The following is a 21,021-nucleotide window of genomic DNA, read 5'->3' on the forward strand; positions in this document are numbered from 1 at the left end:
TATACAATGAGCAAAAAACTTAAAATTGGACTTTTTGGCTTTGGCGTTGTTGGCCAGGGCTTATACGATATTATCCGCACTAAAAACCTGAATATTGAGATCGTTAAGATCGCCATTAAAGATCCTACAAAGAAACGTACCCTGCCACCGGAGCTTTTCACGACCGATAAAGATGAGTTATTGAATAACCCGGAGATAAATACGATTGTTGAATTAATAAACGATACGGAAGCGGCATATGATATCGTATCTACCGCTTTAAAAACCGGGCGCAACGTTGTATCAGCCAGTAAAAAAATGCTGGCGATTTATTTGCAGGAATTAATTGACCTGCAACATCAATACGGTACATCATTATTGTACGAAGCTTCCGTGTGCGGTAGTATTCCGATAATCCGTAATCTGGAGGAGTATTATGATAACGAACTGCTGCACTCTATCAGCGGCATATTCAACGGTTCATCTAATTACATCCTATCAAAGGGCTATAATGAGAATATGGATTATGATACCGCGCTTAAGCTGGCACAGGACCTTGGTTTTGCCGAAACTGACCCAACGCTTGACGTTGGTGGGTTTGACGCCAAGTATAAGCTGGTGATAGCAGCCGCGCACGCCTATGGTGTAGTGGTGAAACCAGAGAAAGTGCTCAATGTAGGTATCCAAAACCTACACGCAAACGACTTGCAATATGCGCGGGAAAAGAAACTGAAGATTAAACTGGTGCCTGTTGCTAAAGAGTTGGATGACCAACATGTTACTATGTTTGTGTTACCTAAGTTTGTGAATGAACACGAATTTCTTTACAATGTAGATTACGAATACAATTGTGTTACCGTACAGGCGGCTTTTGCCGATCAGCAATTCTTTTATGGAAAAGGCGCCGGCGGCCATCCTACCGGCTCCGCTGTGTTATCAGATATCGCAGCCTTGCGCTATGATTATCAATATGAGTATAAAAAGGCGCACAATAAAAAGGACTTGCGGTTTACTAATAACGTAGAACTCAATATTTACCTGCGTTATGAAGATGACGACCTGGTTGAAGCACTACAGTTTGAATATATTCATGAACGCTTTTATTCAGGTAATTACAAGTTTGTTACCGGGAAGATCAACCTACAAAACCTGATAGATAATCAACACCGTATATCAAATAGCAAGGCCTTTGTGGCTTTTGCCAATCAGCTAACAGGGGTTAGTTTAGCCACAGCGGCAAAACAAACGGCTGAAGTTCTTTAGTAGATTTATTGGCTAAACACTTAAAAGGCTTCCTTTACCGGGAGCCTTTTTTATTGAACCAATTTTCACCACATAATATTTAACTTTATCTTTACCACACAAATAGGTGACTATCCCCGGTTAATGTCGAAACTTTATAAACTTTTTACCAATAAAATATTTATAACCGTACTATGGTTTGGGCTTAGCCTTTTCGCAGTAGTAAAAATGGTTTTCGCGCATTCCATTAATAATTACCTCATTTACAAATACACGTTTATTAATCTGCTGCATCAGCATAATTTATATACACCGCAGCCTTATTACGCAGATACCAACCACTACGGGCCGCTGTTTGCCTTACTGATTGCACCTTTTACTTTTCTCCCTGACGGTATTGCCGCCATTTTATGGACAACGGTTAACGCCTTTATTTTATACCGGGCTATTTTATTGTTGCCATTTAAGATAGATTATCGCTACGCCATTCTGCTTATCTGCGCACACGAATTAATGACAGCCAGTTACAGCGTACAGTTTAACCCTATCATGACTTCAATTATCCTGCTAAGTTTCATTTTCATCAGGAACGGAAAAGATTTTTGGGCAGCCTTATTAATTATTGCCGGTACTTACGTTAAATTATATGGTATTGTTGGATTGGCATTTTTCTTCTTTTCAGATAATAAACTAAAACTGATACTATCGCTGCTGTTTTGGTCGATCATACTTTTTGCATTACCAATGTTGTTTTCATCACCGGCATTTGTGGTGCAATGTTATAAAGACTGGTATTTAAGCTTAAGCGAAAAAAACGTCCATAATGAATTTTCAACCATGCAGGATATTTCGGTGATGGGGATGATCCGGCGAATATTTAATTATCCGCAGCTATCAAATATGCTTGTCATACTACCGGGAATGCTATTGTTCGCATTATCTTATGTGCGTATAAAAAGCTTTAAAAAAATAGATTATCAATTACTGATATTAGCATCTAGCCTATTGTTTACAGTGATATTTAGTACAGGTTCCGAATCGCCTACTTACATCATCGCGTTTGTTGGTGTTGGCATTTGGTTTATGAACCTGGACAGGCCTATGAAGCCGGTTGAGATTTTTTTGCTCATATTTGCATTAATTATAACCAGTTTATCACCGTCCGACCTGTTTCCGAGGTTTATTAACAGGGAATATGTTAAGCCTTATGCCTTAAAAGCATTGCCTTGTTTTGTGATATGGCTAAAAATAATTTACGAAACTTTAACCCGCGATTTTGCGCGTGACACAACAGTACCGGCTGTATGAATAAAAAAATATCGATAGTAATACCTTCATTTAACGAAGCCGGTAACATTGCCGAATTAGTGCAACGGTTAACTGCAGTATTAAAAACTGTACCCTATCGTTATGAAGTGATTTTTATTGATGATGGCAGTTCGGATAATACGCTGGAAATTCTGAAATCATTAAATAGCAAGGATGATAACTTATATTACCTTGAACTTTCCCGCAATTTCGGTCACCAGAACGCGCTAAAGGCTGGTTATGATTATGCCGATGGCGATGCTATCATCAGCATGGATGGTGATTTGCAACACCCTCCTGAACTGATTACGCAATTCCTTGAAAAGTGGGAAGAGGGTTATGATGTAGTTTATACTACCCGCGAATATCAGGATGAGGTTAGTTATTTCAAAACCAAGTCATCTGAAATATATTATAATATGATCAACTCCCTTTCCGATACCAAATTGGAAAAAGGGACAGCCGACTTCAGACTGATAGACCGAAAAGTAGCTAACGTACTGGTTAGTTTGGACGAGAATGGCTTATTTATACGCGGGTTAATAAAATGGCTTGGTTTTAAGCAATATGCCATCAATTACCAAGCTGATGCACGGTTTTCAGGGCGCAGTAAATATACCCTTAAGCGCATGATTAGGTTCGCGGTAGAAGGTGTTACAGCCTTTAGCGTACGCCCATTAAATATCGCCATAGGCATAGGGGCGTTTTTTTCGCTTATGTCGTTGTGTTATATCCCTTATATCGCCTGGACGTTGATGTATGGGCATGAAGTCCCCGGCTGGGCATCTGTATTGGCATCGGTTGTGTTTTTTGGCGGCGTCCAATTAATGGTGTTAGGTATAATCGGTTTATATCTGGGTAAAATGTTTATGCAAGCCAAAAACCGTCCTAATTATATTGTTCGGTCAACCAATTTAGTTAAAGTAAATAATGATATTGCTAAGCTTTGATATAGAAGAGTTTGACATGCCGTTTGAGTATGGCAAAAGTATTAGTTTTGAAGATCAGTTGGCCATATCAACCGAGGGCACATTGGCTATTCTTAACATTTTACGTGAAGCAAATATTAAGGCAACATTTTACTGTACGGCCAATTATGCTAAAAATAAAACTGATATCATTTTAAAAATAGTTGAGGAAGGTCACGAGTTAGCTTCACATGGTTACTTTCATTCTGAGTTTATTCCTGAACATTTAGCCTCCTCAAAAAAAGTGCTGGAACAAATTGCCGATACCCCTGTTAAAGGCTATCGTATGGCCCGTATGATGCCTGTTGATGAAAAAGAGATCCATAAAGCAGGTTATAAATACAATTCATCCATCAACCCAACCTGGCTGCCTGGCAGGTATAATAACTTTAAGCGCCCGCGTACCTGGTTTTGGCAGGATGGCGTGCTGCAAATACCTTCATCGGTATCACCCCTAATACGCTTCCCTTTGTTTTGGCTGAGTTTTCATAATCTTCCCATGTTTATGTTGCAATGGTTAAGTAACGCTACGCATCGTAAAGATGGCTACTTAAATCTGTATTTTCATCCGTGGGAATTTACCGATCTGCACAAACCCGAAAAGTATGGTTTCCCTGGTTATGTAATGCGCAACACTGGTGAGGATTTTATCAGTCGGATAAAATATTTTATTAATTGGGCGCAAAAAAAAGGCTACCAGTTTAAACGTACCGGTGATTTTGCCGCCGAGATCATACAAAAAAGCCGGAAGTAAATTCCGGCAATTTTTAGTAAAGGTATATTAACTGATTGATCTGCTATTTTATATCTCCCTGTTCATATCCCAATTTTCCAGGTAATCGGCCACACGGCGCACAAACGATCCGCCCAATGAGCCATCCACTACCCTATGGTCATAAGATAAGGACAGGAACATCATATGCCTGATGGCAATTACATCACCATCTTTGGTTTCTAACACCGCCGGTTTCTTTTTGATAATACCAATAGCCAGGATAGCAACCTGTGGCTGGTTAATAATAGGTGTCCCCATTACGTTGCCAAACGAACCAACATTGGTTAAGGTAAACGTACCGTTCTTCACTTCGTCGGGTTGTAGCTTATTGGCACGCGCCCTGTTAGCCAGGTCGTTTACCGATTTGGTAATACCTGTCAGGTTCAGTGCATCCGCTTTATGAATTACAGGCACTATCAGATTACCGCTTGGCAAAGCCGTAGCCATACCAATATTAATATCTTTTTTCTTAATGATCTGTGTACCGTTGATAGAACTATTTATCAGCGGCATATCTTTAATTGCTTTTACAACCGCCTCAATAAATATCGGGGTAAAAGTGATCCTTTCGCCGGTGCGTGCCTCAAAGCCCTTTTTAACCTTATCGCGCCATTTAACCAAGTTGGTCACATCAGCCTCTACAAACGATGTTACGTGCGGCGATGTATGCTTGCTCATTACCATGTGGTCGGCAATTAAGCGGCGCATCCTGTCCATTTCAATAATTTCGTCACCTTCGGCCGGTATATAAGCCGGTTTGGCCTGGGCGGCCTGTGGTTGTGTTGGCTGGGCCGGTTTAGCGGTTTGCGGCGCAGCTTGTGCTGGCCTTGGTTGTTGCTGCTGCTGAGCAACAGGTTTCGGCGCTGACGCTGCTTGTGGCTGGGCCTGAGGGGGATTTTGCTGTGGCTGAGGTGGCCTTGCAGACTGGCCTTGTGGCTTTGGCTGCGGAGTAGGCACCTTATTACCTTGTACCCGCTGCCTTTTACTAATATAATTTAGCAGGTCGTCTTTTGTCAATCGTCCATCAGAACCTGTACCCGGAATGCGGTCAAGTTCAGCCATGCTAATGCGTTCCTGCGCAGCGATATTTTTAACCAGCGGCGAATAAAACCGGTCGCCGTTACTATAAGCCTGCGCTTGCACGGCAGGTTCTTCTTTTGCGAGCTGACTTACCCCTGGAATAGCTGTATCTTCAAATTCAACTACATCATTAGCCGGGAAAGATTCTTTATAAGCAGGTGCAACTGGTTCCGGAGCGGGAGTCGCAGGAGTGTTATTCTGTTCTGCTATGGCGCCGGTTTCTATTTCGGCAATTACCGAACCAATCTGTACCACATCGTTTTCATTGCATAATTGCTTGGCAAGTACTCCGCTTACCGGCGAGGGCACTTCAGAGTCGACCTTGTCGGTTGCAATTTCCATTATTGCCTCGTCTGCCTCTATACGGTCGCCAGGAGATTTTAACCACCTGATGATGGTTGCTTCCGCAACACTCTCGCCCATTTTTGGTAGCAACAATTGGTATTTAGACATAGTAAAATTCAGTATAGATGGGTCAAAAATAACAATTTCAACCCTTAGTTTTCCACTTCTCTTAGTAAAGTATTCAACATTCCTAATGCCGAAATTGCGCTCCTTTCGATGTTTTGTAGCCTTTTATTACCAAATGTGAATTTCTTTGTTACTGTTTTTGTGGCCGAAGCTACTGCTATCCAAACAGTTCCAACAGGCTTATCGGGTGTACCGCCACCAGGCCCCGCTACACCGGTTACGGCAATGGCATAATCAGATTTAAAATTTAAAATTGCGCCTTCGACCATTTCGGTCACTGTTTCCAGGCTAACTGCGCCGTGTTGCCATAATGTCTCGTTCTTTACACCCAGCACGCTTTCTTTTAATTCGTAAGAATAGGATACCGTACCACCAAAAAACACATTTGATGATCCCGGATGTTGCGTAAATAAATGTGATATATATCCACCTGTACAACTTTCGGCTACAGATAGTGTCAAACCCCTGGCCTCCATTTTATTTAAAATGGCTTTTTCCAGCGATATATCTTCTTCAGCAACTACCACATTTGCTACACGAAATAATAATTGATCAGCAAAACTGTTTAGCTCTTTTTGCAATAAAACCTCATCATCTCCATATCCGCTTAAACGCAGCCGCACCTGCCCCAACTTGGGCAGATAAGCCAGTTTAATATGCGAAGGCAAACTATCTTCAATGTCAGCAATTCGCTCTGCCAGGAATGATTCGCCCTCGCCCACCGTAAGTATGGTTTTATGTATAATTACAGGTAGTTTAAATGATGCCTTTAATTTTGGCAGTACCTGGTCTTCCATCATATACATCATTTCAAAAGGCACACCAGGCATCGATACATATACCCTGCTATCATAGTTAAACCACATACCCGGCGCTGTACCATTTTTATTCAGTATCACTTCGCAATTTTCAGGTATCTGGGCCTGCAACCGGTTAACTTCCAACAACGGCCGGTTATACTTTTTAAATAACTGCTGTACGTTTTCCAGCGCTTCCGCATTTTCTGTAAAACCAACATTAAAATATTCGGCCAGTGTTCTTTTGGTGATATCATCTTTAGTTGGGCCTAAGCCTCCGGTTATCAGGATGATCTGAGCTCGGTTGTGGGCTTCTGCCAGTGCTTTCAATATATGGCTGCGATCGTCAGATACGGATGATATTTGTTTTACCCTTATCCCTATTTTGTTTAGTTCCTGGGCAATCCAGGCCGAGTTGGTGTCAACTATCTGACCGATCAATATCTCGTCGCCTATGGTTATAATTTCTGCAAGCATTATAAATTGTTATAATAGTCTTTTCGTTTGCTCAGTTTCAAATCTTGTAATATGGAAGCTTTTACCTTCAATGTTACACTGTATGATTTATAGTACCCAAAAGGGATCCATTGCATGGAAAGGTCCCAGCAATGCAGGTCGCGGTAGATGCCAAATGATGTAGCGTCACTAAACTTTAAAGCTTTCAAATCGTAGTTGGTTGTGTAGGTTACCTTCCACTTTGGCGTAATACTTAAATCGCCGCTTATCTGCATTGTATTTGATATTACAGTATTCAGTCTATCATTATTGTAGTTAAAGCTATAGCTTAAAGATAAATTCCACGGCACATTAAAGTCAACATACGCGTTTGGGTCGTTTGTTATCTGGGCCAGCTTATTAGCCTGCTCTGCATTCAGGTTGTTCAACGTATTTGGCAGTTGCTGATTAGTTGGTTTTGTAGGTTTAAATGCTTCGGGGTTCAAACTGGCTCCCATTGAAAGGTTAAAAGCGGTAAGGAACGGGAAATTGCCGTTTTGAAAGGTATACTTATTTAATCTTTGTGTATACCGCACTACCTGGTTGTTAGAAATAGAGTCGCGCACATTTACCTGGTATGGATCTAATGTACCGCCAAAACTAATGGAAACTTTCTGGTTCAGAATGGCCGTATGGCCGCTAAAACTAATAGGGGAAAGTTTAAACGAATCGGCTGCGAAGTTATAGAATGTGGATGCCGACAGGCCTTGTATAATTGGCACGTTCCTGTCCTGACCGGACGTGTCGGTACTTTTAGCCCGCACCTTAGCCTCAATTGTGTTATCTACAGAGAAGCTTAATCCTGCTGACCGACCACCACTTGGCCCGCCATAAATTCCCTGGTCAAAAATAGAATAACGTTGTATTGCGGCAGGATATGGTATTGTGGCATTACTTACAGCTACGCGGTTATAACCATAACTTAAACTCGTATAGTCAGGACGATAGTTGAACGCAATGCTTGGCGTAATAACATCCCTTATTTTTTTTATTTTGCTGTTTTTAAAGGCTATAACACCATAAACCTTGGTGGATAGGCCGGCACTAAGGCTGTATTCTCCCACACGTTTAAAGCCCGGAACAGTGTCAACTATCATAGAGTCCAATCCGGTCAAACTACCACGCGCAAACCTTTTATTAGTAGTTTGAAAGTACCAGCGGTCTATATAATTTACGTTAGTATTAAATTGGAAATACTTCAACACATTTAGGTTTAAACCTACGGGTATCTGGTGCTGTAACCCATTTTGCAACCGCTTAGATAGGGTTGTACTTTTAAATAAGTCGGCTTCAGGTATATTAGTTAGTTTATTGGTCCCTTGTAAACTGTACCCTACGGTAACTTTTTGATACCATTTTTGTTCACCTACGCGGTCTTTTGGATCGAAAGGGCTGATGGTGGACATATTAAAGCTGAAACTGGGCAACTCTAGTGTAACTACTTTACGGGTCAAATCCTGGCTATGGGAAATGTTAGCTGTAAAGTTAAACGGGGTGCCCTCCCATGTTTTACCAAATGCAATGCTTGAATGCAGGTTATTTTGGGTCAACTGTTGTAAGCTATAGTTGGTTGTGGCCGGATTGTTTTGATAAAAACTTGATGTACCAGCATTTACCGAAGCGCTGAAAGTAGTACCAGGGTGAGCGCTGGCGTTTTGGCTATGTGACCATTGAACATTAAAATCTTTTTGTGCCGGATCGCCCTCTAAGCCATAGTTGTGCGAGCCATAACTAAGTGTTACCGATCCACTGTATTTATATAACTTAGTATACCGGGCAGCGGCATTGGCCTCGTACGATCCTTTTGAATAAAATGTGCCCTGGGTTGTTAAATCTATATAATCGTTAATACCAAAATAGTAACCAAAGTTTCGCAGGTAAAAACCCAGTTTGGCGTCCTCTCCAAAAGTTGGCAGTATAAATCCGGACGCTCTGGAATCAGGTTTAGGGAAAAAGCCAAACGGCAGGCCTATGGGTAAAGGGACACCTTCAATTTCAAGATAAAATATGGATGATATGATCTTCTTTTTTTCAGCAATACCTTTTGTAATAACAATACCAAAGTGGGTATAGGGATAAGGCAGATCGCAGGTACTTAATAATACATTCTCATACGCCACCTCATCACCTTTCAGTTTTTTTGCTTTACCTCCTGATAAATAGTTACCATCCTGTTCGGTTGCACCATTCCAAACCTTGCCGCCTTTTGTAGTATAGTCAACCAAAAGCGAATCGGATGTAACAGCTTTTTCTTCCTTGCCCATTTTTGATATGGGTCTGCCTACGTATCGATGGGTTTTCGGGTCAATGCGGCCACTGGCAAATATCAGGTGCTTCTTTTCATCAACCCGTATGTAATCTGCATCCAGCTCCATATCGCCATATGTTACGCGCGCCTCACCATACAGGTAATGCATTTTATGTTCCTGATCGAAATATGAAGAATCTTTAGCAGTGGCAGTAGTTAATTCGCTAATGGTTCCGGTATCGGCGGGGGCTTTATCGTTCCTTTTCTTTACAGTATCCTGTAGTTTTGTACTGTTTTTTGGCTTTTTTAAACGCAATAATTTACGGTCTTTAACCGAATCCAGCTTAATTATCGTATCTTTAGCTAAAGCATAACCGTAATATGCGCTTTTATTCGCAGCGGCAATCTCATTCAATAACAATACAATTGCGAGCAGAAAAAAAAGTCGTATAAATTTCAAAATCGATTATGAATACTAATTTTGCAGATATGGTTAACAGCGCTCAAAAATAATGAAAAATAAAGCATTAGAAAGATTGATTTATGGTTTATCGCTATCATTAGTTTCGTTAACGCTATTCTCGTTTAAAACGTCTAAAATTAATCCCGGTGATACTGTTCTTGCCCCAGCCTATAAACTTAAAACAGTTGTTGTTGATGCCGGCCACGGCCGCATGAGCAACGGTACATGGAGGGGTGCATCAGGCGAATATTCACAGGAAAGTAAAGTAACGCTTGCGGTAGCCTTTAAATTGCAAGCGGCCATACAAAAAGAATTGCCCGATATTAAAGTAGTTATGACCCGCACAAGCGATGCTGATGTGCTTTGGCAAAAACGTGCCGATATAGCTAACGAGAATAAAGGACAATTGTTTATCTCACTGCATTGTAATTCATTATCTGACAGGATTGTACGTGGTGCACACGGCAAAAAAATACGTGTACCTGATAGATCGGGCAAAGGTGTTTTACTTTTAGTATACGTTTATCGCCGGGTTGGTGAACAGGAAGCGGCCATTAGGGAGAATGAATTTGAGGATAAAAATTATAAAGACAACGCTGATCTGAACCCTAACGACCCGACCTCGATCATCCTTTTGAACGCATTTAAAGATAAATACCGAAAACAAAGTTTGCGTTTTGCGAATTTAGTGAATGATGAATTTGTACACACGGATGGCAGGAAAAGTGAAGGTGTGCGCGAGCAAAGCGTATTGGTGCTTGCTCGTAGCGGTATGCCGGCGGTGCTGGTAGAGATGGGTTATATTAACAACCCTGATGATGAAGCTTATATGAATTCAGAAACCGGTCAGAATGAAATTGTAGCCACCCTTATACGTGCACTAAAAGCTTATAAAAACGAGGTGGAGCAAACAACTGGTGCAGGAAAATGATTATATACAATTAAACATCTATTTTGAAAATATCTAACGAAACAAAAATTGGCGCATTAACAGCAGTTAGCATTGCTATACTAATTATTGGCTATAGTTATTTACGCGGCAGCGATGTTTTTTCGCGATCGAATAAATTTTATGCGATATATAAAAGTGTAGAAGGCCTTACTGTTTCTAAACCGGTGCTGGTTAACGGGTTTCAGATAGGCCGGGTATCGCATATGAAATTGCAACCCAATGGATCTACCATTGTTGAATTTAAAATTGAGCCCGATTATAATATACCTACTAACACTTTGGCCCGGCTTGAAAGCACCGACCTGTTAGGTGGCAAAGCCATTGTATTTGAATTAGGCAATAGTAAAGAATACGCGGAAAATAAAGATACCTTACGTGCTGATATTCAAGGTAGCCTTGCCGAAAGCCTGCAACCTATTCAGCGCAAAGCGGAATTGTTGATTGGCAAAGTTGACTCATCGCTGGCGGCGATAAACAAAATATTAAATCCAGAATTTCAAAAAAACGTAGACCGCAGTTTTGCAAGTATTGCCAATTCATTACAAACATTAGAGGGTACTACAAAAAAAATAGATGCCCTGGTAGGTTCACAAACCAGCCATATTAACGGAATTTTAACTAACGCGGAAGTTGCTTCAAACGGGTTAAAAACCACAGTTAGTAACATGAACGACCTTACCGGCAACTTCAAAAAAGTAAGCGCGGATATGGCAAATTCAAACATTAAACAAACTTTGGATAATGTGAACAAATCCATGGCCGATCTGCAGGCCGTTATGGCAAAGGCTAACAGCACCAATGGCTCGTTAGGGTTGTTAATGAACGATACCAAGCTATACGATAACCTAAATAATTCGGCGAAAAGCCTTGATAATTTACTTATCGACCTTAAAGCGCATCCAAAACGCTACGTGAGCTTCTCGGTATTTGGGGGAAAGAAGGATTAGTGATTAGTGAGAATTTCTATCTCAGATGTTGTTTTAATTATTTTGCAAAAACTCTAATGACTAGTGACAGCGTAGCGAAATGACTAATGACGCGAAGCAAATTAAATCACAAATGTTTTTCCCTCGATTGCCAATTCTGTTTCAGAAAAAATACTGCGGGCTTCATCTAATAATTCGGTAAGTGCTTTATAGCGGGCCGAGAAATGACCAATAACCAATTTTCTGGCTTTTACCCTTGCCGCTACTTCTGCCGCTTGCAGGGCAGTTGTATGATGTGTTTCCACTGCCCTATCTACCATATTATGTAAAAAGGTGGCTTCGTGATACAATAGATCCACACCAGATATCTGGTTAAAATAAGCTTCATTAAAAAGTGTATCAGAACAATAGGCATAAGCTTTAGGCCGTTCAGAATCTAATGTTAGTTCGTCGTTTTTATAAAGCTTTCCATTGCTATCGGTAAAGTCTTCGCCTTTTTTAAGACGCGAGTAATATTCAACAGGTATGTCTATAGTTTCTATTTTATCTTTGATCAGCTTTCGCAGGCGCTTTTTTTGCCTGAATAAAAAGCCTGTACATGGAATCCGGTGGTCAAGGGGAATACTTTCAATAATAATATCCTGGTTATCTACAAGCTTGGTTGGCTGGGTTGGGTCAATAAAAGTATATTCAAGCGGATATTGGATAGTGGTTTCCGAATATTTGAACTGCAGATCGATAATTTCCTTTAAAGGTGCGGGACAAAAAATATGAAGTGGCTTGGTACGGCCGTTTAGGTGAAGCGATGATAGTAAACCTACAAGGCCCAGGTAATGATCGCCATGCAGGTGGCTAATAAAAATGTAATCTATGCGACTGGCTTTAATGTCGAAACGGAGCATTTGTTGTTGTGTGCCCTCGCCGCAATCTATAAGATACAGGCGCTCGTTTATGTTTAGCGCCTGTGAAGTGGGGTTTCTGTTAAAAATAGGTGTTGCTGAACTGCTTCCAAGTATCGTTACTTCGAATTTCATGAACGATTAACAATCATGAGGCTATTTTGCTTCTTTTTTTAATTCTTTTTCAATCTCTTCCATAAAGATCAAATCGATAGCTTCCTCAACTGTGGGTACAATTGTTAATACGGTGTCCAGCTGTGATATAGTAATCAGGCGTGCCACGGCATCGTTAAGCCCTACCATAATGAATGAACCTTCGGCGTTTTTGCAAAGGCGGTGCCCAACTAATAAGCTACTTAAGCCAGATGAGTCGGCAAACTTAACCTGCGACAGATCAAGCACGATATTCCGTTGACCCTCAGCATTGATCAGTATCAATTCAGATTTTAACTGTGGTGTAATTAATGAATTAATCTTCGATTCATTTAATTTAACCAGTACATATTTTTCGTGTTTATCAACAGCAAATTTCATGTTGTATACCTAATAATTTAAAAAGCTAAGATATAATTAATTTATATATCCTACAATTGCTTCAATGCAGTATTCACTGCCTGTTCTACCCTATTCAAAACATTGCCGGCTTCAGCTTTAATAAAGGCTTCCCCCGTTATCTGTTCATATAATTCAATATATCTTTCAGAAATGGAATTGACTATTTCCGGCGTCATTTCAGGAATTGTTTGTCCGTCTTTCCCCTGGAAGCCATTCTCAATCAACCATTTTCTCACAAATTCCTTCGATAACTGCTTCTGCGGCTCACCTTTTTGCTGACGCTCTTCATAACCTTCACTGTAAAAATAACGGGATGAGTCGGGCGTGTGTATCTCGTCTATCAGGTAAATGGTGTCGCCCACCTTACCAAATTCATATTTAGTATCTACCAGTATCAATCCGCGTTTAGCAGCTATTTCAGTACCCCGGGCAAAAATGGCATGGGTATATTTTTCCAGCATTTCATAATCAGCTGCAGATACAATTCCTCTGGCCAGGATATCTTCCTTAGAAATATCTTCATCGTGCCCTACCGCGGCTTTGGTTGTAGGTGTAATTATTGGAGCAGGAAGTTTATCATTTTCTTTCAAACCATCAGGCAAAGTCACACCGCAAACCTGGCGTTTTCCGGCACTATATTCACGCCAGGCATGGCCGGCTAAATAACCGCGTATTACCATTTCCACCTTATATGGCTCGCAAATACGGCCTATGGTAACACTTGGGTCAGGAACAGTTACAACCCAGTTAGGTACAATATCTTCGGTTGCTTTTAAAAATTTAGCAGCTATTTGGTTTAATACCTGCCCTTTATACGGAATAGCTTCGGGTAAAACCACATCAAATGCCGATATCCTGTCGGATACCACCATTACCAGGTACTTATCCTGTATGGTATAAACATCTCGTACTTTCCCTTTATAAAAACCGGTTTGACCGGGAAATGTGAAATTGGTTTCTTTAATAGAGTTCATAGTTAGTTTTGAGTTCTGAGTATTGAGTAATGAGTTTTGGTGCTATATGGTTAACTCAAAACTCGTTACTCGCAACTAATCACTACTGTATATCGCCGTAAGCTTCCAGTATACGCCTTACCAGTTTATGGCGGACAACATCCTCACCGGTCAGGTAAATTAAATCAATACCTTTAATATCTGTTAATATACGTAAGGCAGTATTTAAGCCCGACATTTGCTTTTTGGGTAAATCAATTTGAGTAACATCACCCGTAACAATAAACTTAGCCGATGGACCCATACGGGTTAAAAACATCTTCAACTGCATATCCGTTGCATTTTGAGCTTCGTCCAATATCACAAAACAGTTATCCAGCGTACGGCCGCGCATAAATGCTAAAGGGGCAATTTCTATGGTACGGTTTTCCAGATACAGTTTCAGCTTTTCAGCAGGGATCATATCATCTAACGCATCATACAACGGGCGCAGATATGGGTCTATCTTTTCTTTAAGATCGCCCGGTAAAAAGCCCAGGTTCTCCCCTGCCTCAACAGCGGGGCGGGTAAGTATAATACGCTTAATTTCTTTATTCTTCAGGGCGCGTACAGCCAACGCTACCGCGGTATATGTTTTACCGGTACCAGCCGGGCCAATTGCAAACAGGATATCATTTTTAGCGATACTATCCACCATACGGCGCTGGTTAGCAGTACGGGCCTTCACCATAATCCCATTAGGCCCAAATACAATTACCTCACCGGTAGTAGATTTATCTGCTCCTTCGGCAGATGCGGCCGGCGCAGGGCTGGCCTTCGCGCCGAATATGCGTTCTACATCAATGCTCGTGAGCGATTCGAACTTATCTACATGGTCAACAAGTTGTTGGAATTTGGTATTGAAAGATGTCAGTTCTTGCTCCTCACCCAATATTTTCACATCGCTGCCGCGGGCAACAATTTTTAGTTTAGGATATTGCTTTTTGATGATCTCGAAATGATCATTATTAGGCCCCCATAGTACAGCCGGGTTAATATGCTCTATTGATAATTTTAGTTCGTTCAACAGTATTTGATGATTTTTTATGATTAAAAAATTGAATATTTGTAGCGCCTAATGCTTGTACAAGATTAGCAATAAAATATGATATAATTAATGGGAATAATTACATTAACTACTGACCTTGGCGACAAAGATATTTACCAGGCTGCCTTAAAAGGAAGCATCCTGAAAGTATTGCCAACGGTCAACATAGTTGATATAACCCATTCCGTTACCGCCTTTAATATACAACAAGCCGCGTTCATCTTAAAAAATAGTTACTACTATTTTCCCGAGCAAACAGTACACCTGATTGGTATTGATACGGTTTATAATACCAACGTGAAATATCTTGCTGTAAAATATCGCAACCATTATTTTGTGGGAGCCGATAACGGCATATTTTCGCTGATGTTTAATACTGATCCTGATGAGATGGTGGAAATTACCATTATGCAGGATTTGAAATTTTTGCACTTTCCACTAACAGATATATTTGTAAAGGCCGCCTGCAAACTGGCCCAGGGCGCTAAACTTACCGATATTGGTGTGCCTGTTGAAACGGTTGAAAAGAAAATGAACCTGCAACCGGTGATAGAGAAAAACCTGATAAAAGGGATGGTTATCTATATCGATTCGTTTCAGAACGTGATCACTAATGTAACGAAGGACTTGTTTATGCAAATACAACAAGGGCGGCGCTTTACGTTGTACTTTAAACGCAACGAGGTAATTAACCAGCTAAGTTGGTACTATAATGAAGTAGAGGAAGGCGAAAAACTTTGCCTGTTTGGCATTAGCGACCATTTAGAGATTGCCATAAACAAAGGCAACGCCAGCGGGTTATTAGGGTTAAACTTGGGTGATAGCGTTATCATCGATTTTCAGTAACCCTTACGTTATGAAAAAGGTCATTATTCACATAGTGCTGCTTTTCGCAGTGCTCTCTGCCTGCGCGCAAACTAAATCAGATTCCCTTGCCTATCAGCTACAGCGTAAAAAAATAAATGGGATGCTGGCTGTGCGCCGGGAAAAATATGGTCAGTATGAACAAAGTCTAAGCAAGCATACAGGGATATTTGGGTTACAAACCAAAAAGGATATCCGCCGGTCTAACGATATTTTAACAGATATAGTTGCTACCGACGACGAAATATTTATACAGCTAAAAATATTGTTGGATTATAGGGCATTTGAACAAAAACAAGTGCAAAACCAGGTACAAAGTGTGAAGAAGAGCACACTGGGTTATATGACCACGATAAATAAACTTCGAAATCAAATCGATACGCTGAAAAAAACAGCTGAAGATGAGCAAGCCCATCAGGCGATGATAGAAAAAATATTATTTGCCATCATCGCGCTCATGTTTTTGTCAATTTTATTTATCATCAACCGAAAACGTGCTATTAACTCTTAGCTTTGCGGATTGAATTAGCAATCGAGATTATAAATAATGGCCCGAGGAAGATTGAATAGTGGTAGTAAAGCAGAAATTGACCTACCTAAAGCAAAAATAAACAGACAAAGTATAAAAAATGTAGCAAAGCTACTCTCCTATTTAAAGCCTTATAGCGGTAAATTCATCATAGCATTAATTTTTCTGTTCATATCCAGCTTAACAGGCTTAGCCTTCCCGGCTATACTTGGCGCACTTATAGATGCGGCCAAAGGTATCTACAAAAACAAGTTTTTCCCTCACAGCATAAATGCTATTGGCCTGTTTGGCTTTGCGCTATTATTTGGCCAGGCCTTTGTTTCGTTTTTCAGAGTAGTATTTTTTGTACAAGTGGCAGAAAAGTCGCTGGCAGATATTCGCCGCGATACCTACTTTAAATTGATCACCCTGCCAATGAATTTCTTTGCCAACCGCCGGGTTGGTGAATTAAACAGCCGCATATCTGCCGATCTTTCCCAGATACAAGACACTTTAACTACAACTATTGCCGAAATGATAAGGCAATTGATCATTATGGTTGGCAGTGTAACATTACTGATCATCGTATCTGTTAAACTAACACTGGTGCTATTAAGTATATTGCCCTTTTTAATTGTGTTTGCGGTAGTTTTTGGTCGCTTTATCCGCAAGATATCCCGCCAGGCACAAGATAAACTAGCCGAGTCAAATACTGTTGTGGAAGAAACACTGCAGGGCATAGCCAATGTTAAGGCCTTTGTAAATGAAGCTTATGAAGCAGGGCGGTATGATAAAATTTTGCGCGAAGTTGTTGGCATTGCCGTGAAAGGCGCCAAATTCAGAGGGATATTTGCATCGTTTATTGTGTTTTGCCTGTTCGGCACATTTGTAGGTGTAATATGGTATGGTTCCACACTTATACATAACCATGATATTGAACCGGGTCAGTTGACCACATTTGTACTGTATTCCATTTTTGTTGGTGCGGCCATGGGCAGCTTCCCCGACCTGTATGCCAACTTACAAAAAGCTATTGGCGCCAGCGAGCGTGTGCTGGAAATTTTAAGCGAACACGGTGAGCCTATAGCAATGGTTGAAAACAATAACGCCGTTGTTGAGCATATTGAAGGTAATTTAACTTTCAAAAACGTTGAATTTGCCTATCCTTCCCGGCCCGAGATCACTGTATTAAAAGGTATATCGTTTGAAGCCAAAGCCGGGCAAAAGATAGCAATAGTTGGGCCCAGCGGTTCGGGTAAATCAACTACGGCATCGCTTATTTTGCAGTTTTATCATCCACAGGCCGGCACTATTCAGTTTGACGGCCGCGATGCAGATACCTATTCGTTAACCGATATCCGGAACCAGGTAGCCATTGTACCGCAGGATGTTTTATTATTCGGCGGTACAATAATGGAAAATATCGCTTACGGCAAATTGTCTGCTACAAAAGATGAAATAATTAAAGCCGCACAGCGCGCCAACGCGCATCAGTTTATTACTGGTTTTCCCGAGGGTTATGAAACCATTGTGGGCGAACGTGGCGTAAAACTATCCGGCGGCCAACGCCAGCGTATTGCTATTGCAAGGGCGTTGTTAAAAAACCCATCGATACTGATATTGGATGAAGCAACCTCATCATTAGACTCTGAATCTGAACGTTTGGTACAGGAGGCACTGGAAGAGTTAATGAAAAACCGTACATCCATTATCATAGCACACCGGTTATCCACCATCCGCGAAGCTGATAAGATCATCGTAATTGAAAAGGGCGAGATCATTGAAAGCGGCACTCACGACGAACTTAATGCCAACGAACAGGGCTTATATCGCTACCTCAGTCAGTTGCAATTTGATGTGAGTTAATTAAGTTTTATGTTCAACGTTATACGATTGAATAATATAATTAAAGCTATAAAACGTAGACTTAGAATGTACTACGTACAACATAACACATGAAACTAACCATACACGGGGCTGCACAGCAAGTTACAGGAAGTATGCACCTGCTGCAAGTTGGCCAATATAAAATACTGGTAGACTGCGGACTTGATTATGATAAAGAACGCAGTTTACAATCGAACGAAGACTTTCCTTTTAATCCAGCCGATATTGATGTGGTGATACTGACCCACGCTCATATCGATCATTCTGGAAACCTCCCTACGCTGGTGCGTTTAGGTTATAACGGACAAATACTTTGCACCCCACCTACTGCCGACTTAACCGAATTATTGCTATTCGACTCGGTAAGTATTTTTATGAGCAAGCAGGAAAAGAACCGTAAATACAGCAAACGGAAGGGCAAGTTTAATACTAACAATCAGCCACTATACTTGCAAAAGCATGTAATGGACACGGTTGAGCGTTTTGTGACCATTGGTTTTAATAAACCATTTAAAATAACCGATAATATTGAGTTAACCTTCACTCCTGTTGGACACTTATTAGGCGCGGCGGCAGCCATATTCAGGATTAATGACGATGGGATAGCAAAAACAATTGGCTTTACCGGTGATATCGGTCGCAAAGGTTACCCTGTTTTAAATGACCCTGAACCACTGCCTCCGGTAGATTATTTAGTCACCGAATCTACCTATGGCGGCCGGGTGCACACTAAGGGAAAAACAGTTGAAGAGACTTTAGTGGAAGTAATTGAAAAAGCATGTATTAAAGAACCCGGGCGATTGATCATCCCTGCATTCAGTATCGGGCGCACACAATCGTTGGTGTTTAGCCTGAATAAAATATTCAGCAGTGGCTTATTACCACCCGTACAGGTTTTTGTAGATAGCCCTATGGCTACTCAGTCAACAAAGATCTATCGCAAACATCACCATTTAGTAAACGAGGTAGCAAAGGATTTTTACGATCAACAAGGGGATGAATTTGAATTTGAGAACCTTACTTATATCGAGAATATAAGGGAGAGTAAACAAATCAGCAATTACTTCGAGCCTTGTATTATTATCTCGTCAGCCGGTATGCTGGAAGGCGGGCGTATACAGGATCACCTGTTCTATAACATTCAGAATTATTATTGTACTATCCTATTTATCGGCTATTGCGCCAAAGGCACTTTGGGTCATCGTTTGCTACGTGGCGACCCTATCGTCCATATTAAAGACCGCGAACTGGCCGTATATGCTACTATTAAACAAACCGACGTGCTAAGTGCCCACGGCGACCATGAAGATTTAATGGGTAACGTATTACAACAAGATAAAACCAAGTTAAAAAATGTATTCCTGGTGCATGGCGAAACTACGAGCATGCAGGCTATGGCCGATGCATTGGAGGCTGATGGCTACCCGGTTGTTATTCCTGAAAAAGGAGTGGTTTACGAACTTTAATAGTACAAAAAGGCCTCGATTTTTATCGAGGCCTTATATCCCGTAAGGATTATTTTAGAAAATTGTGAGGTGTTATTGCTTAAAATGATTGATTATCAAACTTGCAAGTTCGGTACCAATACGTTCCTGTGCCTCATTAGTGGCTGCCCCTATGTGTGGGGTTAATGATATTTTAGGATGTTTCAATAAAGCTTCATTTGGTGTTGGTTCGTTATCATAAACGTCCAATCCGGCAAAGCTTACTTTACCACTGTCTAAAGCAGCAATTAATGCAGCTTCATCAATTAAACCACCGCGAGAGCAATTCACAACAGCTACACCTTTTTTCACTTTTTCAAACTCAGCAGCGCCTAATATTGGTTTTTCAATAAATGGCGTATGCAGGGTAATGAAATCAGCTTGTGTAATAATTTCCTCTTGCGTAGCAGTTTTAACAGCTACGTTCACTTTAGTACCGCCGCAACCTAAAACTATTTCCACTTCAGGGTTAAAAGGGAATAGATCGTAGGCCAAAACATCCATGCCCAGGCCAATAGCAATTTTTGCTACTTCCCGGCCAATACGGCCAAAACCCAGTATACCGATAGTTTTGCCACGCAGTTCAATACCTTTAGCATAAGCTTTTTTCAGGTCATTAAATTTGGTAGTACCTTCTACAGGCATTTTACGGTTACTGTCTTGTAAAAAGCGGATACCGGTAAACAGGTGTGCAAATACCAATTCGGCTACCGATAAAGATGACGAAGCAGGAGTGTTGTAGGTAGGTATGCCTTTTTCTTTCGCATACTCCACATCAATATTATCTACACCTACACCACCACGACCTATAACTTTCAAATTTGGTGCTGCATCAATAAGCGCCTTGCGTACTTTTGTTGCGCTGCGCACAGTAATAACATCATATTCATTTAACCTTGCAGGTAGTTCATCCTGAGGTATATTATTTGTATCAACAGTAAACCCGGCTTCTTCCAGTAATTTTTTACCTATCGGGTCAATACCATCATTAGCTAATATTTTGATCATTTTATTAATTATTTAGCCCCCAGCCCCTAAATGGGAGCCTGGGAACAGTTTTTAATTCCCCCTTCAGGGGGT

Annotated in this window: 18 protein-coding genes; 10 read left to right on the forward strand and 8 right to left on the reverse strand. The window is 40.9% G+C overall.

Annotated elements, in window-relative coordinates:
* The first annotated feature begins 6 nt into the window (after window positions 1-6).
* The 4 genes from IRJ18_RS09040 to IRJ18_RS09055 all read left to right on the forward strand — a co-directional run bounded on the left by IRJ18_RS09040 (window position 7) and on the right by IRJ18_RS09055 (window position 4,251).
* On the forward strand, window positions 7-1,242 hold the full coding sequence (locus tag IRJ18_RS09040; protein WP_194105856.1) for a homoserine dehydrogenase: 1,236 nt from the start codon (window positions 7-9) through the stop codon (window positions 1,240-1,242).
* 123 nt (window positions 1,243-1,365) lie between these two features.
* Window positions 1,366-2,529, forward strand: coding sequence for a glycosyltransferase family 87 protein (locus IRJ18_RS09045; RefSeq protein ID WP_194105857.1), 1,164 nt, complete (start codon window positions 1,366-1,368; stop codon window positions 2,527-2,529).
* Complete coding sequence (locus IRJ18_RS09050) at window positions 2,526-3,479, forward strand: glycosyltransferase family 2 protein (protein ID WP_194105858.1); 954 nt, start codon at window positions 2,526-2,528, stop codon at window positions 3,477-3,479. Before IRJ18_RS09045 ends, IRJ18_RS09050 begins: the two co-directional genes overlap by 4 nt.
* Window positions 3,460-4,251: a polysaccharide deacetylase family protein gene (locus IRJ18_RS09055; RefSeq protein WP_194105859.1), complete on the forward strand. Its 792-nt coding sequence runs from the start codon at window positions 3,460-3,462 to the stop codon at window positions 4,249-4,251. Before IRJ18_RS09050 ends, IRJ18_RS09055 begins: the two co-directional genes overlap by 20 nt.
* Before the next feature lie 48 nt (window positions 4,252-4,299).
* Here IRJ18_RS09055 and IRJ18_RS09060 read toward each other — a convergent pair whose 3' ends face one another.
* From IRJ18_RS09060 to IRJ18_RS09070, 3 genes are read right to left on the reverse strand one after another with little or no spacing between them, the layout of a single operon-like run.
* A complete protein-coding gene (locus IRJ18_RS09060; RefSeq protein ID WP_194105860.1) occupies window positions 4,300-5,805 on the reverse strand; it encodes a dihydrolipoamide acetyltransferase family protein in 1,506 nt (501 codons plus the stop codon).
* 44 nt (window positions 5,806-5,849) lie between these two features.
* Entirely contained in the window at window positions 5,850-7,097 is a 1,248-nt protein-coding gene (locus IRJ18_RS09065; RefSeq protein WP_194105861.1) for a competence/damage-inducible protein A, read from the reverse strand.
* Window positions 7,097-9,823: a putative LPS assembly protein LptD gene (locus IRJ18_RS09070; protein WP_194105862.1), complete on the reverse strand. Its 2,727-nt coding sequence runs from the start codon at window positions 9,821-9,823 to the stop codon at window positions 7,097-7,099. Before IRJ18_RS09070 ends, IRJ18_RS09065 begins: the two co-directional genes overlap by 1 nt.
* 52 nt (window positions 9,824-9,875) lie before the next feature.
* Between IRJ18_RS09070 and IRJ18_RS09075 the strand changes: the two genes are divergently transcribed.
* On the forward strand, window positions 9,876-10,757 hold the full coding sequence (locus tag IRJ18_RS09075; RefSeq protein WP_194105863.1) for an N-acetylmuramoyl-L-alanine amidase family protein: 882 nt from the start codon (window positions 9,876-9,878) through the stop codon (window positions 10,755-10,757).
* A gap of 23 nt (window positions 10,758-10,780) precedes the next feature.
* Window positions 10,781-11,725, forward strand: coding sequence for an MlaD family protein (locus tag IRJ18_RS09080; RefSeq protein WP_194105864.1), 945 nt, complete (start codon window positions 10,781-10,783; stop codon window positions 11,723-11,725).
* A 101-nt stretch (window positions 11,726-11,826) separates the two neighbouring features.
* Here IRJ18_RS09080 and IRJ18_RS09085 read toward each other — a convergent pair whose 3' ends face one another.
* The 4 genes from IRJ18_RS09085 to IRJ18_RS09100 all read right to left on the reverse strand — a co-directional run bounded on the left by IRJ18_RS09085 (window position 11,827) and on the right by IRJ18_RS09100 (window position 15,177).
* Window positions 11,827-12,738, reverse strand: coding sequence for a ribonuclease Z (locus IRJ18_RS09085; RefSeq protein WP_194105865.1), 912 nt, complete (start codon window positions 12,736-12,738; stop codon window positions 11,827-11,829).
* 21 nt (window positions 12,739-12,759) lie between these two features.
* The gene (locus tag IRJ18_RS09090) at window positions 12,760-13,137 is read right to left on the reverse strand and encodes an STAS domain-containing protein (RefSeq protein ID WP_194105866.1); all 378 of its coding nucleotides are present in this window, start codon (window positions 13,135-13,137) and stop codon (window positions 12,760-12,762) included.
* A gap of 50 nt (window positions 13,138-13,187) precedes the next feature.
* Window positions 13,188-14,132, reverse strand: coding sequence for a phosphoribosylaminoimidazolesuccinocarboxamide synthase (locus IRJ18_RS09095; RefSeq protein WP_194105867.1), 945 nt, complete (start codon window positions 14,130-14,132; stop codon window positions 13,188-13,190).
* 82 nt (window positions 14,133-14,214) lie between these two features.
* Window positions 14,215-15,177 (reverse strand): PhoH family protein, encoded by a 963-nt coding sequence (locus IRJ18_RS09100; protein ID WP_194105868.1) that lies wholly within the window; start codon window positions 15,175-15,177, stop codon window positions 14,215-14,217.
* A 90-nt stretch (window positions 15,178-15,267) separates the two neighbouring features.
* Here IRJ18_RS09100 and IRJ18_RS09105 point away from each other — a divergent pair, with 90 nt between their 5' ends.
* The 4 genes from IRJ18_RS09105 to IRJ18_RS09120 all read left to right on the forward strand — a co-directional run bounded on the left by IRJ18_RS09105 (window position 15,268) and on the right by IRJ18_RS09120 (window position 19,923).
* Window positions 15,268-16,044 (forward strand): SAM hydrolase/SAM-dependent halogenase family protein, encoded by a 777-nt coding sequence (locus IRJ18_RS09105; RefSeq protein ID WP_194105869.1) that lies wholly within the window; start codon window positions 15,268-15,270, stop codon window positions 16,042-16,044.
* Between the two features lie 10 nt (window positions 16,045-16,054).
* Window positions 16,055-16,573 carry a hypothetical protein gene (locus tag IRJ18_RS09110; protein WP_194105870.1) on the forward strand — a complete coding sequence of 173 codons (519 nt, stop codon included), beginning with the start codon at window positions 16,055-16,057 and terminating at the stop codon, window positions 16,571-16,573.
* A 36-nt stretch (window positions 16,574-16,609) separates the two neighbouring features.
* Window positions 16,610-18,436: an ABC transporter ATP-binding protein gene (locus IRJ18_RS09115; RefSeq protein WP_194105871.1), complete on the forward strand. Its 1,827-nt coding sequence runs from the start codon at window positions 16,610-16,612 to the stop codon at window positions 18,434-18,436.
* An 89-nt stretch (window positions 18,437-18,525) separates the two neighbouring features.
* Complete coding sequence (locus IRJ18_RS09120) at window positions 18,526-19,923, forward strand: MBL fold metallo-hydrolase (protein ID WP_194105872.1); 1,398 nt, start codon at window positions 18,526-18,528, stop codon at window positions 19,921-19,923.
* 72 nt (window positions 19,924-19,995) lie between these two features.
* Here the strand turns inward: IRJ18_RS09120 and IRJ18_RS09125 are convergent, their stop codons facing one another.
* Entirely contained in the window at window positions 19,996-20,949 is a 954-nt protein-coding gene (locus IRJ18_RS09125; RefSeq protein WP_194105873.1) for a D-2-hydroxyacid dehydrogenase, read from the reverse strand.
* Window positions 20,950-21,021 lie beyond the last annotated feature (72 nt).

It is taken from the genome of Mucilaginibacter boryungensis, from assembly GCF_015221995.1.
GTDB lineage: Bacteria > Bacteroidota > Bacteroidia > Sphingobacteriales > Sphingobacteriaceae > Mucilaginibacter > Mucilaginibacter boryungensis.

Excerpts from the sequence above, each read along its gene's own strand:
- IRJ18_RS09040 (WP_194105856.1), top strand. The coding sequence starts at position 7 with ATGAGCAAAAAACTTAAAATTGGACTTTTTGGCTTTGGCGTTGTTGGC.
- IRJ18_RS09045 (WP_194105857.1), top strand. The coding sequence starts at position 1,366 with ATGTCGAAACTTTATAAACTTTTTACCAATAAAATATTTATAACCGTA.
- IRJ18_RS09050 (WP_194105858.1), top strand. The coding sequence starts at position 2,526 with ATGAATAAAAAAATATCGATAGTAATACCTTCATTTAACGAAGCCGGT.
- IRJ18_RS09055 (WP_194105859.1), top strand. The coding sequence starts at position 3,460 with ATGATATTGCTAAGCTTTGATATAGAAGAGTTTGACATGCCGTTTGAG.
- IRJ18_RS09060 (WP_194105860.1), bottom strand. The coding sequence starts at position 5,805 with ATGTCTAAATACCAATTGTTGCTACCAAAAATGGGCGAGAGTGTTGCG.
- IRJ18_RS09065 (WP_194105861.1), bottom strand. The coding sequence starts at position 7,097 with ATGCTTGCAGAAATTATAACCATAGGCGACGAGATATTGATCGGTCAG.
- IRJ18_RS09075 (WP_194105863.1), top strand. The coding sequence starts at position 9,876 with ATGAAAAATAAAGCATTAGAAAGATTGATTTATGGTTTATCGCTATCA.
- IRJ18_RS09085 (WP_194105865.1), bottom strand. The coding sequence starts at position 12,738 with ATGAAATTCGAAGTAACGATACTTGGAAGCAGTTCAGCAACACCTATT.
- IRJ18_RS09090 (WP_194105866.1), bottom strand. The coding sequence starts at position 13,137 with ATGAAATTTGCTGTTGATAAACACGAAAAATATGTACTGGTTAAATTA.
- IRJ18_RS09095 (WP_194105867.1), bottom strand. The coding sequence starts at position 14,132 with ATGAACTCTATTAAAGAAACCAATTTCACATTTCCCGGTCAAACCGGT.
- IRJ18_RS09105 (WP_194105869.1), top strand. The coding sequence starts at position 15,268 with ATGGGAATAATTACATTAACTACTGACCTTGGCGACAAAGATATTTAC.
- IRJ18_RS09110 (WP_194105870.1), top strand. The coding sequence starts at position 16,055 with ATGAAAAAGGTCATTATTCACATAGTGCTGCTTTTCGCAGTGCTCTCT.
- IRJ18_RS09115 (WP_194105871.1), top strand. The coding sequence starts at position 16,610 with ATGGCCCGAGGAAGATTGAATAGTGGTAGTAAAGCAGAAATTGACCTA.
- IRJ18_RS09120 (WP_194105872.1), top strand. The coding sequence starts at position 18,526 with ATGAAACTAACCATACACGGGGCTGCACAGCAAGTTACAGGAAGTATG.
- IRJ18_RS09125 (WP_194105873.1), bottom strand. The coding sequence starts at position 20,949 with ATGATCAAAATATTAGCTAATGATGGTATTGACCCGATAGGTAAAAAA.